The organism is Streptomyces sp. ALB3 (assembly GCF_044385685.1).
Lineage (GTDB): Bacteria > Actinomycetota > Actinomycetes > Streptomycetales > Streptomycetaceae > Streptomyces.
In genome coordinates, this window is sequence record NZ_JBISCE010000031.1 from 80,429 (window position 1) to 93,427 (window position 12,999).

Here is a 12,999-nt window from a genome sequence, read left to right on the forward strand (position 1 = left end):
TGACAGGGTGACGGTACGAAACGTCCGTTTCCCGGGTGTCACGCCGGACGATCAGGCGTGGTTACGTCCACTGCACAGTCGGCCGGGTACGCCGGTGAGGCCCGCCGGGCCTCCGGTGCACGGCCGGGTCGTCCTCGCGACCCGGGGCCGGCCGGCCTGTCCGGGAGTTCCCCGACCCCTTGGAGGCCTGTATGACCGCCGACGACCTTCCCGTGATCGCCGCGGTGGACGGTTCCGCGCACAGCTGGGAGGCGCTCGACTGGGCGGCCGGTGAAGCGGCGCGCCGCGGTCTCCCGCTGCTGATCGTGCATGTCAGGTCCCGCGCCCGCCCCACGGAGGAGGGGAAAGGGCTCCGCGAGGCCGAGGAGCTGCTCGCGCAGGCCGTGCTGCGCACCTCCCGGATCGCTCCCGGACTGCCCGCCTCGACCTCGACCCCCCGGGACTTCCCCTCGGCGGCGCTGACCTCGCTCAGCCGTGACGCCTCGATGGTGGTGGTCGGATCTCGCGGACTCGGCGGATTCCGCTCGCTGATGATCGGATCAGACAGCCTGGCCACCGCATCGATGGCGCGGTGTCCGGTCGTGGTCGTCCGCACCGGCCGGACGGACGACGCGGACGCGGGGCCGGCGGACGTCGTCGCGGGGGTCGCCGCCGACGAGAGCAGCGGAGCCGTCCTCGACTTCGCTTTCGAGGCCGCCGTCGCACGCCCCGGCGCGCGTCTGCGTCTGGTGCACGGGTGGACGATGTTCTCCTCGATGCTCTCCGGCGGCCCCGTGTTCGACAGCGAGGCGGCGGCGGAGGCGGCCGACCGCGCCCTGGCCGACCTCACCAGGGGCCGGCATGAGAGGTACCCGCAGGTGGACGTCGTGCCCGAACCGGTCCGGGGCTCGGCGTCGCGCACTCTGGTCACGGCATCGGCCACCGCGGCACTGACCGTGGTCGGTCGGCGCAAGGGCGGCGAGTCCCTCGGGCTCGGTCTCTCCCCGGTGGCACAGACGACGGTGACGCACGCCCTCGGGCCGGTGGCCGTCGTCCCCGTCTGACGTGGGACCCGCGGGCCGCTGCGGGGCCCTCGGCGTGCCGCTCCCACTGACCGGTGCCGGTCGATGGCACAGCGCCTGGACCTCGCAACGGCGACGGACCGGCTCACCGTCGACCCAGTGATCACCGACTGCGCCGTGGCGGTGGGAGACGGCTTCCCGGCCCGTCGGCCCCTGATCGTCGACCGGCGACCGGGCCTTCGGGACGGGCGGCTGTCCCGGTGACGGGGGCGCACGTACAGGCCGGCACACGAGTCCCGGAGGGCCGGAGGCCTGGGACGGAGATAACCTCCGGCCCTGGTCGACGGCAGCCTCCACGTCTCCGGGCTGCGGCGTACGGAACCGGGACGGCGGATCCGGACCGTCACCGCGCGCCGAGGACAGCGGTACACGCCCGCGTCCGCCGTCACCGACACGTGGCGGCGGCCTGCCCCGCCCCGGTGGCGGCGGCCTGCCCCCTGTGCGCTGCTGATCTTCTGCCCCACACTGGGACCAGGTGCGGAACCGGCGAGAGGGAGGTGCATGCCGATGCGAGGCGGGCGACTTCCGGCCGGACGAGCGGCCGAGGGCGGTGCGCGGCCGTACGAACGGTTGCTGGGCTCCCGCACCGGGCGCGGCATCGCGGCGCTGTGCGCGGGCGCGCTGCCCGCCCTGGCGTTCCCCGCGCCCTCGTTCTCCCTGTTCGCCTACGTCGCGCTGGTGCCCTGGCTGCTGCTGGTCCGCACGGCGGGTACGGGGCGTCGGGCGGCGGTCGAGGGCTGGCTGGGCGGTACGGGCTTCATGCTGGCCGTCCACCACTGGCTGATGCCGAGCCTCCATGTGTTCATCCTGGTGCTGGCCGGGCTGCTGGGGCTGCTGTGGGCTCCCTGGGGCCTGCTCGCGAACCGGCTGCTCGGCGGCTCGCCGTCCGTCCGGCGGTCCGTGGCCGCCGTCGCGGTGGTGCCCTCCGGGTGGCTGATGATCGAGCTGGTCCGCTCGTGGGAGGGGCTCGGCGGTCCCTGGGGGCTGCTGGGCGCCAGCCAGTGGGACGTACCGCTCGCGCTGCGGACCGCTTCCGTCGGCGGCGTGTGGCTGCTCAGCCTGGTCGTGGTGGCCGTGAACACCGCGGTGACCCTGCTGGTGGCCGTACCGGAGGGCCGCAGGGCTGCGGGCGTGTGTCTGGTGGTGGGGGCCGTGGGCGTGGGTGCGGCCGCCCTGTGGGCGCCCCGGCCGGAGACGACCGGCTCCGTCCGGATCGCCGTCGTGCAGCCGGGTGTGGTCGAGGGCCCCGGCAGTGTCGAACGCCGGTTCGCACGTAGTGAGGAGCTGACCCGTGGCCTGGCGGGCCGGGACGTGGACCTGGTCGTGTGGGGTGAGAGCAGTGTCGGTGTCGATCTGTCCAGGAGCACGGAGACGGCGGAACGCGTCGCCGCTCTGTCGCGCCTGACCGGAGCCGATGTGCTCGTCAACATGGACGCCCGGCGCGCGGACGGCCCCGACCGCACCGGGATCTTCAAGTCCGCGGTGCTGGTGGGCCCGGAAGGACCTACGGGAGACCGCTACGACAAGATGCGTCTGGTGCCGTTCGGTGAGTACGTCCCTGCCCGGGGGCTGCTCGGCTGGGCGACCTCCGTGGGCAAGGCGGCGGGCGAGGACCGGCTGCGCGGCGACAGCCCCGTGGTGATGGAGCTGCCGGACGGGCTGCGGGTGGGCCCCCTGGTGTGCTTCGAGTCGGCGTTCCCCGACATGAGCCGGCAGCTGACGAGGGACGGGGCCGAGCTTCTGGTCGCCCAGTCGTCCACTTCGACCTTCCAGCACAGCTGGGCTCCGGCGCAGCACGCCTCGCTCGCGGCGCTGCGGGCGGCCGAGTCGGGCCGCCCGATGGTGCACGCCACGCTCACGGGCGTGAGCGCGGTGTACGGCCCACGAGGCGAACGGGTGGGATCACCGCTCGGTACGGACGCGTCCGAGGCCGCCGTGTACGTGGTACCGCTCGCCCGGGGCACCACTGCCTACGTCCGCCTGGGCGCCTGGCCCGTGTACGGCGCGGCGCTGGTCCTGGCCGTCCACATCGGAGCAGCCCTGCTGCGGGGGCGTGGAGGCCGTCGCCCTCACCGCACCTGACGGACGGGTCGCGACAGGTGGCAGGCGCCCGGGGGCGGCGCGACGGGGCGCCCAGCCAGGCCGGCGTCCGGTCCCGCGCCGCGCCCGCCGGCCGTGGCCTCAGGACATCTGCTCCGACGCGTCCCGGACCACGCGCTCGCACAGCCGGTGGGTCTCCAGGGCGTCCCGGGCGCTGAGGACCTCTCCGGCCCGGACGGCGTCCAGGAAGGTCAGCACGCTCTGCTCGATGCCGCGCTGGCGTGCGACGGGCACCCAGTCACCGCGTCGCCGCAGGGTCGGCTGGCCCTTGTGGTCGATGACGTCGGCGAGGTTGAGTACCTGCCGCTTGGTGTCCTGCCCCGAGACCTCGAGGATCTCCTCGGTCGATCCGTTGAGCCGGTTCATCATCCCGATGGCGGTGAATCCGTCACCTGACAGCTGGAGCACCACGTGGTGCATCAAACCGTCGGTGACACGTGCCCGCACGACGACGCTCGACACGGGGCCGGGGACCAGGAAGCGCAGGGTGTCGACGACATGGATGAAGTCGTCGAGCACCATGGTGCGCGGGTCCTCGGGCAGTCCCACCCGGTTCTTCTGCATGAGGATCAACTCGCGCGGGTGCTCCGCGCACTGCGCGTACGACGGGGCGAGCCTGCGGTTGAACCCGACCGCCAGGGTGACTCCCCGCTCCTCCGCGAGGGCCACCAGCCGCTCGGACTCGGTGAGCTCGTACGCCAGCGGCTTGTCCACGTAGGTGGGGACGCCCGCCTCGAGCAGCCGTCCCACGATCTCGGCGTGTGCGGCGGTCGGCGCGTGCACGAAGGCGGCGTCCAGCCCCTGGGAGAGCAGCGAGCCCAGATCCCCGTGACACCGCGCCTCGGGGATCCGGTGGGCCCCGGCGACGGCCGCCAGCGTGGCCGGGGTGCGGGTCTGCAGGTGCAGTTCGACGCCGGGCAGGGTCGTCAGTACCGGCAGGTACGCCTTCCGCGCGATGTCGCCGAGCCCGATGCAGCCGACCTTCACGTGTTCTCCCTGTCGAATGGACCAGGCCGTGTCACGGCCGCGGACTCCGGTCTTCCCTGGTCCCGGCAGCATACGTGCGCTGCGGCGGCTGCCAGTCACAGATACCGTCGAAGGTCCGCAGGACGAGGCCGGGGCCGAGACGGGAGACCGCGGACATCAGCCCGTTCCTGAGGGCGACGGCGGGCGCGCTGGACAGCCCGGTCATCCGGGAGACGTTCGCCGACTTGCGGACCACGGCGGTCGTGCGGGGCTGCCTCACCGCGCTGTAGGCGGCGAGTCCCGCCCCGAGGTCGCCGTCCGGTGAGGCGTGGTGGGCGAGCACGACGGCGTCCTCGATGGCCTGGTTGCCGCCCTGGCCCAGGAAGGGCACCATGGCGTGCGCCGAGTCGCCGACGAGTACGGCGCGGCCCCGGTGGAAGGACGGAAGCGGTTCCGCCAGCTGGTACACGTCGTGCCGCAGGACCTCGTCCGGCTCGACGGAGGCGATGATGCCCGGGATGGGGTCGTGCCAGTCGCCGTACCTGCGCAGCAGTTCCGCCTTCTCGTCGTCGGGGGCCCCGCCTCCCGCCGGGACGGCCGCCGCGGCGTAGGCGTAGACCCCGCCGTCCTTCAGCGGGTGGCTGCCCCACAGGGCACCCCGGCCCCATGTCTCGTGCGAGCTGAAGGGGTGGCCGACTCCCGGCGAGAGGACACGCCAGGTGGTGAAGCCGCTGTAGGCGGGCCCGGGGTGACGCGGGAAGAGGGTGGTGCGTACCGCCGAGCCGATGCCGTCGGCGCCGATCACCAGGTCGGCCTCGAGGTCTCCGGTGGGTGTCCTGACCACCGCACGGCGCCCGTCGGCACGCCCCGGCGCGACGAGCCGCGCCTCCGTACCGGTGTACACGGAGGACTCGGGCAGCCTGGCGCGGAGCAGGTCGATCAGCGTGGCCCGGCGCAGCAGTACGAGCGGTCCGCCGAAGCGTTCGGCCGCGGCGGCCGCCTCCGTCCGCGCGAGCCAGCGGCCGTCCGGTGTGCGCATGCCTCCGTCGCCCTGCCAGGCGGCGAGGGCTCGGATCTGGTCGCCGAGTCCGATGACGTCGAGGGCACGCTGGGCGTTGGGGGCGAGGCTGATGCCCGCGCCGACGGGTTCCAGTGACGCGGCGCGTTCCAGCACGGTGACCTGCCAGCCGCTCCGGTGGAGCGCGGCGGCGGCCGTCAGTCCGCCGATCCCACTGCCGATGACCACTGCCCGTGATGTCGCCATGACCGCACCCCTTCTCGTAACTACACCTGTAGTAGCCGAGATCCACGCTACTACAGGTGTAGTGGCAGCGGTAGATTGGACTCATGTCCACTCCCCCCGAGCCCCCGCGCTCCGCCCCTCCTGGCGGCGGGCCGTCCGCCCGTTCCCGCGCCGACCTGATCGCCGACGCCGCCCTCGCGCTCCTCGCCGAGCGCGGGATGAGGGGACTCACCCATCGGGCGGTGGACGAGCGGGCCGGTCTCCCCCAGGGCTCGACGTCCAACCACGCCCGCACCCGCCAGGCCCTGCTGGAGGCCTCCGTACGCCGGCTGGCCGAGCTGGAGGCGCGGGTGCTCGTCCCCGGGGACCTGCTCACCACCAGCGATCCGGCCCGGGTCGCGGCAGGGCTGGCCCGCGCGTTGCACCGCTATCTGACCGGAAGCACCGAGCTGCTGGTCTGCCGCTACGAACTGGCCCTGGAGGCCACGCGACGCCCTGGCCTCCGGGCGTTCTACGACGACGCGGGCGGGCGGTTCCGTGACCCTCTGGTGGCCGTGATGGCCGGGGCGGGGTCGGCCGATCCGGAGCGTCACGCGCTGTCGGTGGTGGCCTGGGTGGAGGGAATGATGTTCGCGTGCGCCGTGGGCTCCTACCACCGGGCGGTACCGACCGAGGAGGAACTGCGTACGGGTTGCAGCGAACTGCTGCGGGGGATGCTCGGCACGGGAGCCGTCCAGGCGCGATGAACGAGGGCCGCGGTCGACGGCGCGCCCGGAGCCCGACGGCCGAGGCGGGCGCGAGCCGGGCCCGGAGCGGTCGGCGCGGCAGGCACGCCGACGGCACGGTCGGACACGGCACGGCGCGGGATGGTGCGGGGTGGTACGGGATGGTGCGGGGCGACGGGAGCGCCCTGCGGGCATTCGGCGCGATCGGGCGCCCGCCTCATTCCCCGGGCGCGTCCGCCCGCATGCGCTGTTCCATGCGCCCGAGGGCGGCGCGGACCCCTCCGCCGTATCCGTCGTCCCCCAGCACCCCGACGGCCTCCCAGGCCCGGTCCAGGTGGATCCGGGCGGCCCTGAAGCGCTGCAGCTTCACGTAGTCCTCCGCCAGACTGAGGTGCAGCGAGGGGATGAGGGCGCGCACGGCGGTGGCGTCCCGGTGCCGGGCACCCGCGGCGGCCAGCCCCTCCGCGGCCGTCAGGGCCCGCAGGTCCCAGGCCAGCTCGTCCCCGGGATCGTCCTGGGTGTCCGCCATGTAGTGGGCGAGGGTGCAGCGGTGCAGGGCCTCGCCGCGCTCGCCGATCTCCGACCAGATGATCCCGAAGCGATTGCGTGCCTCTTCCCTGTCCCCGGCGTGGAGCAGCATGATCGCCTGGCCGATCCTGGTCATGAGGACGTCCCCCGGCATTTCCCGCTGCTCCACTACAGAGGTCTCCCTGATCACCGCCGGCCTGTTCCGGTGGCTCAGACGCTAGCCGCAGCCAGGGGCGATCGCCTTCAGGCGCGGGCCGCGGCCGCCGGTCGGGTCGCCTGCGTGCCCAGGTCCGGGATCCGCCAGTCGATGGGCTCGTGCCCCTGTGCGGCGACGGCCTCGTTGATCTGCGTGAAGGGGCGCGAGCCGAACCACTTCTTGGCCGAGAGCGGCGAGGGGTGGGCGCCCTTGACCACCGCGTGGCGGTCCTGGTCGATCAGCGGGATCTTCTTCTGTGCGTAGTTCCCCCAGAGGACGAAGACCGCCGGGTCGGGCCTCTCGGCCACCGCGCGGATCACCGCGTCGGTGACCTTCTCCCAGCCCTTGGCCTTGTGGGAGTTGGCCTCACCGCCGCGGACCGTCAGCACCGCGTTGAGCAGCAGGACGCCCTGCTCGGCCCACGGCATCAGGTATCCGTTGTCCGGGACCGGCAGGCCCAGCTCGTCGTTCATCTCCTTGTAGATGTTGCGCAACGACGGAGGCGTCCTGACACCCGGCCTGACCGAGAAGCACAGGCCGTGGCCCTGACCCTCGCCGTGGTAGGGGTCCTGGCCGAGGATGAGCACCTTCACCCGGTCGTAGGGGGTGGCCTCCAGCGCGGCGAAGACCTGCTCCCGCGGCGGATACACCGGCCCCCTGGCCCGCTCCTCCTCGACGAAGTCCATGAGCTCCTTGAAGTAGGGCTTCTGCAGCTCTTCGCCGAGGACGCCGCGCCAGGACTCGGGCAGCAGGTCGGTGTCGGTCACGTGCACAACCTCCGGTAAGCGATCGGTTCTTGACCACTGAACCTACCGGGGACCACTGACAGTCGCCTCGCCGAGCCCGCTGCCGTCCGCCTACCAGCTGGTCTTGCGGTAGAGCTCCCACATCTGCATGACCGTCTGCGGATCGAGCGCGCGCTCGCCGCCGCCGATGTCCTCGCCCGCGGCGACGTAGAGCTTGCCCTGCCACAGGGGCAGCAACCGCACGTCCTTGACGAGGATCTCCTGGGCCCGCTTGAACTGGTCGGAGACGGCTCCGCGGTCGCTCTCCTTGCGGGAGGACGGCAGCAGCTCCTGCGTGATCTCGTCGGTGAGGTACGGGGTGCCGGTGACGCTGTCCTCGCCCACGAAGGGGGCGATGAAGTTGTCCGGGTCGGGGAAGTCGGGGAACCAGCCGCGTCCGAAGACCGGGTACTCACCCTTGGTGAAGCCCTCCTGGAAGGTCTTCCAGGGTGCGCTCTTCAAGGTGATCTCGAACAGGCCCGACGCCTCGAGCTGGCGCTTCAGCTCGGCGAACTCGGGAGCGGTGGAGGAACCGTAGCGGTCCGTGGTGTACCAGAAGGTCATCTTGACCGGCTCGTCGATCCCCGCCCCGGAGAGGGTCTTCCGGGCCTTGGCCACGTCCGGGTCGCCGAAGGAGTCGAAGAAGCTCGTGGCATGACCCGCGATGCCCTTGGGGACCATGGAGTAGAGCGGTTCGGCGGTACCCCGGTAGACCTTGGCGACCAGGGCGTCACGGTCCACCACCTGTGCGATGGCCTTCCGGACGGCCAGCTTGCCCGCGGCCGGGTCCTCGGGGTTGAAGACGAGGAAGCGGATGTCGGCGCCCACCGACTCGACGATCTGCAGTCCGTTGTTGTCCTTCTTGTTGTCCTCGAGACCGATGACCTCCTCGGCGGTCAGGCCGCGGTAGGTCGCGTCGATCTCCTTGTTCTTCAGCGCCTCCACCATGGGTGTGGAGTCCTCGAAGTACCGGATCGTGACCGCGTTGTTCTTCCGGTCGGCGAAGCCCTTGTAGCTGGGGTTCTTGGTCAGCTCCGCCTGCTTGCCCGGCTCGTACGAGTCCAGGACGTACGGCCCCGAACCGGTGACCTTCCCGTCGTCGCGGATGCTGTCCGCCGGGTAGTCACCGGGAGCGACGAGCGACATCGCCGGCGTGGCCAGGATGAACGGGAAGGTCGCGTCCGCCTTGCTGAGGTGGAAGATGACGGTGTCGTCCCCCTTGGTCTCCACCCGGTCGAGGGACCCGAGGAGACCCGCCGGGCCCCCCTTGACCTTGATCTTCGCTATCCGGTCGATGGAGTACTTCACCACCTCGGCGTCGATCTTCTCCCCGTTGGAGAACTTGAGGCCGGAACGCAGGGTGCACCGGTACGCCATGCTCGTGGCGTCGGTGAACCGGCATTCCTTCGCCGCGTCGGGCTCGGGGCTGGTACTGCCGGTCGGGAAGCTCACCAGGGTCTGGAAGACGTTCCTCATCAGCTCCCAGGAGCCGTCCCACGCTGCCGCCGGATCAAGGGTCGAGGGCGAGCTCGTCGTTCCGACCGATATCCGCTGGTCCGTCTCCGAACTGCTGTCGGACAGCAGACCGCAGCCGGCCAGCAGGGAAAGGGAAGCAAGGGCTGCAGCAGCCTGCAGACTGGCCCGGTAGAACACGTGCACGCTCCTCGATCGGCCTGGGGGTCGGCAGACCATACCGCAGCGCCCCGCCGGGACAATCCGCTGGCCCGGCGGGGCACTTGAGTCATTCAGGATCAAACTGACCCAGGTCTCCCTCAGGCAACGCCCGCGTTCAGGAAAATGCCGCCGTCGACCACGAGTGTCTGCCCCGTGATCCAGTCGGACTGCGCGGAGGTGAGGAACGCCGCCGCGCCCCCGATGTCCTGCGGGACACCGAGCCGGCCCAGCGGGTACGCCGCCGCCGCCTCGGCCTCACGGCCCTCGTACAGCGCCTCCGCGAACTTGGTCTTCACCACGGCCGGCGCGATCGCGTTGACCCGCACGACCGGCGCGAACTCGTGCGCCAGCTGGAGGGTCAGGTTGACCATCGCGGCCTTGCTCATGCCGTAGGCGCCGATGAACGGCGACGCGGACACACCCGCGACCGAGGCGATGTTGACGATCGCCCCGCCGTTGTCCCTCTGCCACGCCTTCCAGGTCTGCTGGGCGAAGCCCAGCGCCGAGATCACGTTGGTCTCGTAGACCTTGCGGGCGACGTTCAGGTCGAGCTCGGCCATCGGCCCGAAAACGGGGTTCGTACCGGCGTTGTTGATCAGGTAGTCGACCCGGCCGAACGCTTCCATGGCACGCGCGACGGCCGCGGCCTGGTGCGCCTCGTCGTGCGCCTTGCCCGCGATGCCTACCGCCCGGTCGGCGCCGAGCTTCTCGACGGCCTCCTTCAGGGCGTCCTCGCCCCGGCCCGTGATGACGACCCGGTCGCCACGCGCGACGAGCGCCTCCGCGATGCCGTAGCCGATGCCCCTGCTCGCGCCCGTGATGAGCGCGACCTTGCCACTGTCCTGCACAGTCATGGTGTCGGTTGCCCTTCCGGGGTCAGTTGAGCGGTCCGCCGGCGACGTACATGACCTGCCCGGACACGAAGCCCGCGTCCTCGCCGGTGAAGAAGGCGATGGCGTTGGCGATGTCCTCCGGACGCCCCACGCGCTGCACCGGGATCTGCGTCGCGGCGGCGGCCTGGAACTCCTCGAAGCCCATGCCGACCCGCGCCGCCGTCTGGGCGGTCATCTCGGTGACGATGAAGCCGGGGGCTACGGCGTTGGCGGTCACACCGAACTTGCCGAGCTCCTTGGCGAGGGTCTTGGTGAAGCCCTGGAGGCCGGCCTTGACTGCGGAGTAGTTGGCCTGGCCCCGGTTGCCCAGCGCGGAGGAGGACGAGAGCGAGACGATGCGGCCGAACTTGGCCTCCACCATGTGCGACTGGACGGCCTTGGCCATCAGGAACGCGCCCTTGAGGTGGACGTTCATCACGAGGTCCCAGTCGGACTCGCTCATCTTGAAGAGCAGGTTGTCGCGGAGCACTCCCGCGTTGTTGACGAGGATCGTCGGGGCGCCGAGCTCGGCCGCCACACGCGCGACGGCGGCTTCCACCTGCGCGCTGTCCGACACATCGCAGCCGACGGCGAGGGCCTTGCCCCCGGCAGCCGTGATCTTCTCGACCGTGTCCTTGCACGCCGCCTCGTCGAGGTCGAGTACGGCGACGGCGCGGCCCTCGGCCGCCAGGCGTACGGCGGTGGCGGCGCCGATGCCCCGTGCCGCTCCCGTCACGATGGCGACGCGCTGCTCGGTGGTGGACATGCTTGGTTCTCCTCGCCCTTGGATCGCGGCTCAGCGGACGTCAGGAAGTTCCCGATAGCTGAGCAACCGCTTAGTACCTTCAGCAGACGAGACGCTAGAAGCCCTGGCACCCGGTGTCAACGGCCCACGGGGGCAGGGGCGCATGTCACACCGGACGACGCCGCCGCCCGTGGGCCCCGGCGGCGGCGCGGCTCCACGCATCAGCGCACCAGCAGATCGAGCAACCGCTCCACCTCGGCGGCCGGATCCGCGGTGAGGCCACTGTGCACGACACCGGGCTGGACGACCGTGGAACGTGGTGCGATCAGCCAGCGGAAGCGTCGCCCGGCATCGTCACCGGCGGCCTGGCCGGCCGCCTCACCACCGCCGCAGACGCCTTCGACCGCGCGCAGGGCAGCCCGCACACCGGCCACGTCGGCCTGCGGGTCCAGCGCCTCGAGCTTGCGTTCGTCCAGGTGTGTCCGCGCGGCGACGAAGGACTTGGCCCGGCAGTAGACCAGTACGCCCGCGTTGAAGCATTCTCCGCGCTCGACCCGGGGGACGACGCGCAGGACCGCGTACTCGAAGACATCGCGCTCGCTCATCGGCCGCCGTCCTTGCTGCTGGGTCCGGCGTCCGCCTGGGCGTCGCGGTCCTTCTTGGTGGGATGCGGCCAGGGGTTCAGGTGTTCGGTGAGCCAGCCGGGAGCCTGCGAGGGCCGGGCCTTCGAGGGCGCCTCCAGGACGATGCGCTCGTGGATGCCGTCGGCGCGGGCCAGCAGGGTCTCCACGTACGCACGGCGCAGCTCGTCCGTGGTCGCGAAGCCCGGTTCGCCGGCGAGCCACTCGTCCGGCACGTCCGCCGCCACCTCGGTGAGCAGTTGTTCCGTGACGAGCGGGGCGAGCTCGGCGGCCGCGGCGGCGATGTCCGGGCCGAACGGCGCGAGGACGTGGTCGGAGGCGTTGTACGGCTTGGCCGCGGAAGCCCGCGCACCCGGCCAGTTATGGTGCCAGATCATCGTGGCCCCGTGGTCGATCAGCCAGGGCTCACCGTGCCAGACGAGCATGTTGGGGTTGCGCCACGACCGGTCCACGTTGTTGATCAGCGCGTCGAACCAGACGACCCTTCCGGCCTCCTGGGCTCCGACCTCGTAGGCGAGGGGGTCGAACCCGAGCGAACCCGGAAGGAAGTCCATCCCGAGGTTCAGCCCGGCACTGGCCTTGAGGAGCTCCTGCACCTCCTGGTCCGGCTCGGCGAGGCCGATGACGGGGTCGAGCTGCATGGTCACCAGTTCGGGCACCCGCAGCCCCAGCCTCCGGCCGAGCTCGCCGCAGACGACCTCCGCGACGAGGGTCTTGCGGCCCTGTCCCGCTCCGGTGAACTTCATGACGTACGTGCCCAGGTCGTCGGCCTCGACGATCCCGGGGAGCGAGCCGCCCTCACGCAAAGGCGTGACATAGCGGGTCGCGACAACCTCTTTTAGCACTTTCCCAGGCCACCCATCTCTTCAGCCTTACCATCAACGGAAGGCTCCTGCGGGGCGCGGCGGGAACCGCCGGTCGACGGCGCCGGGGAGAATCCGGGGAGTTTCGACCAGCAGGCCGATGTCCCTCCCTCCCCGAGCAGACCGTCGATGGTGCCGCGCCCCTTGCCGCCGGCCTCCGGCATGCAGTGAGCATAGTAACCGAGAGTGATCGCGGGCGAGGAGTGCCCGAGCCACCGCGTCACGGTCACGACGGACTCTCCGGCTTCCAGCATGATCGAGGTGCAGGTGTGCCGAAGCACGTGGAAACCGCCCTTCGGGGCCGCAACCCCCTGCCATGCTTTCGCCCCCTCGGCACATGGCGGATGACGGGAAGGCCACCTTCCCGGACTGCTCAACGGCAGCGACTTCGAGACCTGGAGGAAGCGGACCGAGGAGGTGAGATGTCATGGAGCTCCGCCTCACAAGCGACGCTCCGGAAGAAGGCGACTCGCTCCATCCGTACGGGGAAAGCCGGGGCTCTTCGGCGGCGGACGCAGCTCCTTCTCCTGCGGGCCCGAAGGAGCACTGCCGTCGGGGCGTGCACCCCCCGCCGACCGGCCCGCCGTATCCTCCTCCCGT

General features: G+C 71.5%; 14 protein-coding genes. 4 read left to right on the top strand and 10 right to left on the bottom strand.

Translation table 11 applies throughout. From position 1 onward, the window contains the following. Positions 1 to 191 precede the first annotated feature (191 nt). The 3 genes from ACHFIV_RS19135 to lnt all read left to right on the top strand — a co-directional run bounded on the left by ACHFIV_RS19135 (position 192) and on the right by lnt (position 3,143). Entirely contained in the window at positions 192 to 1,043 is an 852-nt protein-coding gene (locus ACHFIV_RS19135) for a universal stress protein (RefSeq protein ID WP_398970257.1), read from the top strand. A 63-nt stretch (positions 1,044 to 1,106) separates the two neighbouring features. Then, on the top strand, positions 1,107 to 1,265 hold the full coding sequence (locus ACHFIV_RS19140) for a hypothetical protein (protein ID WP_398970259.1): 159 nt from the start codon (positions 1,107 to 1,109) through the stop codon (positions 1,263 to 1,265). Between the two features lie 297 nt (positions 1,266 to 1,562). Then, positions 1,563 to 3,143: an apolipoprotein N-acyltransferase gene (gene lnt, locus ACHFIV_RS19145; RefSeq protein WP_458575931.1), complete on the top strand. Its 1,581-nt coding sequence runs from the start codon at positions 1,563 to 1,565 to the stop codon at positions 3,141 to 3,143. 99 nt (positions 3,144 to 3,242) lie between these two features. Here the strand turns inward: lnt and ACHFIV_RS19150 are convergent, their stop codons facing one another. Further along, positions 3,243 to 4,148 (bottom strand): Gfo/Idh/MocA family protein, encoded by a 906-nt coding sequence (locus ACHFIV_RS19150; protein ID WP_398970262.1) that lies wholly within the window; start codon positions 4,146 to 4,148, stop codon positions 3,243 to 3,245. 31 nt (positions 4,149 to 4,179) lie between these two features. Continuing rightward, on the bottom strand, positions 4,180 to 5,391 hold the full coding sequence (locus ACHFIV_RS19155) for an FAD-dependent monooxygenase (RefSeq protein WP_398970265.1): 1,212 nt from the start codon (positions 5,389 to 5,391) through the stop codon (positions 4,180 to 4,182). Positions 5,392 to 5,474: 83 nt separating this feature from the next. On the opposite strand from ACHFIV_RS19155, the gene ACHFIV_RS19160 reads away from it, so the two are divergent. After that, on the top strand, positions 5,475 to 6,116 hold the full coding sequence (locus ACHFIV_RS19160) for a TetR/AcrR family transcriptional regulator (RefSeq protein WP_398970267.1): 642 nt from the start codon (positions 5,475 to 5,477) through the stop codon (positions 6,114 to 6,116). Positions 6,117 to 6,312: 196 nt separating this feature from the next. Here ACHFIV_RS19160 and ACHFIV_RS19165 read toward each other — a convergent pair whose 3' ends face one another. The 8 genes from ACHFIV_RS19165 to ACHFIV_RS19200 all read right to left on the bottom strand — a co-directional run bounded on the left by ACHFIV_RS19165 (position 6,313) and on the right by ACHFIV_RS19200 (position 12,653). Further along, positions 6,313 to 6,792 (bottom strand): hypothetical protein, encoded by a 480-nt coding sequence (locus ACHFIV_RS19165; RefSeq protein ID WP_398970270.1) that lies wholly within the window; start codon positions 6,790 to 6,792, stop codon positions 6,313 to 6,315. 74 nt (positions 6,793 to 6,866) lie between these two features. Further along, positions 6,867 to 7,586: a uracil-DNA glycosylase gene (locus tag ACHFIV_RS19170; RefSeq protein WP_398970273.1), complete on the bottom strand. Its 720-nt coding sequence runs from the start codon at positions 7,584 to 7,586 to the stop codon at positions 6,867 to 6,869. Between the two features lie 90 nt (positions 7,587 to 7,676). Continuing rightward, on the bottom strand, positions 7,677 to 9,257 hold the full coding sequence (locus ACHFIV_RS19175) for an ABC transporter substrate-binding protein (RefSeq protein ID WP_398970276.1): 1,581 nt from the start codon (positions 9,255 to 9,257) through the stop codon (positions 7,677 to 7,679). A 119-nt stretch (positions 9,258 to 9,376) separates the two neighbouring features. Beyond that, positions 9,377 to 10,132: an SDR family oxidoreductase gene (locus tag ACHFIV_RS19180; RefSeq protein ID WP_398970278.1), complete on the bottom strand. Its 756-nt coding sequence runs from the start codon at positions 10,130 to 10,132 to the stop codon at positions 9,377 to 9,379. A gap of 22 nt (positions 10,133 to 10,154) precedes the next feature. Then, positions 10,155 to 10,916 carry a 3-oxoacyl-ACP reductase FabG gene (gene fabG / locus ACHFIV_RS19185; RefSeq protein ID WP_398970281.1) on the bottom strand — a complete coding sequence of 254 codons (762 nt, stop codon included), beginning with the start codon at positions 10,914 to 10,916 and terminating at the stop codon, positions 10,155 to 10,157. Positions 10,917 to 11,116: 200 nt separating this feature from the next. Then, entirely contained in the window at positions 11,117 to 11,500 is a 384-nt protein-coding gene (locus ACHFIV_RS19190) for a DUF3037 domain-containing protein (protein ID WP_398970283.1), read from the bottom strand. Continuing rightward, positions 11,497 to 12,381 carry a HipA family kinase gene (locus ACHFIV_RS19195; RefSeq protein ID WP_398970286.1) on the bottom strand — a complete coding sequence of 295 codons (885 nt, stop codon included), beginning with the start codon at positions 12,379 to 12,381 and terminating at the stop codon, positions 11,497 to 11,499. The genes ACHFIV_RS19190 and ACHFIV_RS19195 overlap by 4 nt, the downstream gene beginning before the upstream one ends. Continuing rightward, complete coding sequence (locus ACHFIV_RS19200) at positions 12,375 to 12,653, bottom strand: hypothetical protein (RefSeq protein ID WP_398970430.1); 279 nt, start codon at positions 12,651 to 12,653, stop codon at positions 12,375 to 12,377. The genes ACHFIV_RS19195 and ACHFIV_RS19200 overlap by 7 nt, the downstream gene beginning before the upstream one ends. Between the last annotated feature and the right edge of the window lie 346 nt (positions 12,654 to 12,999).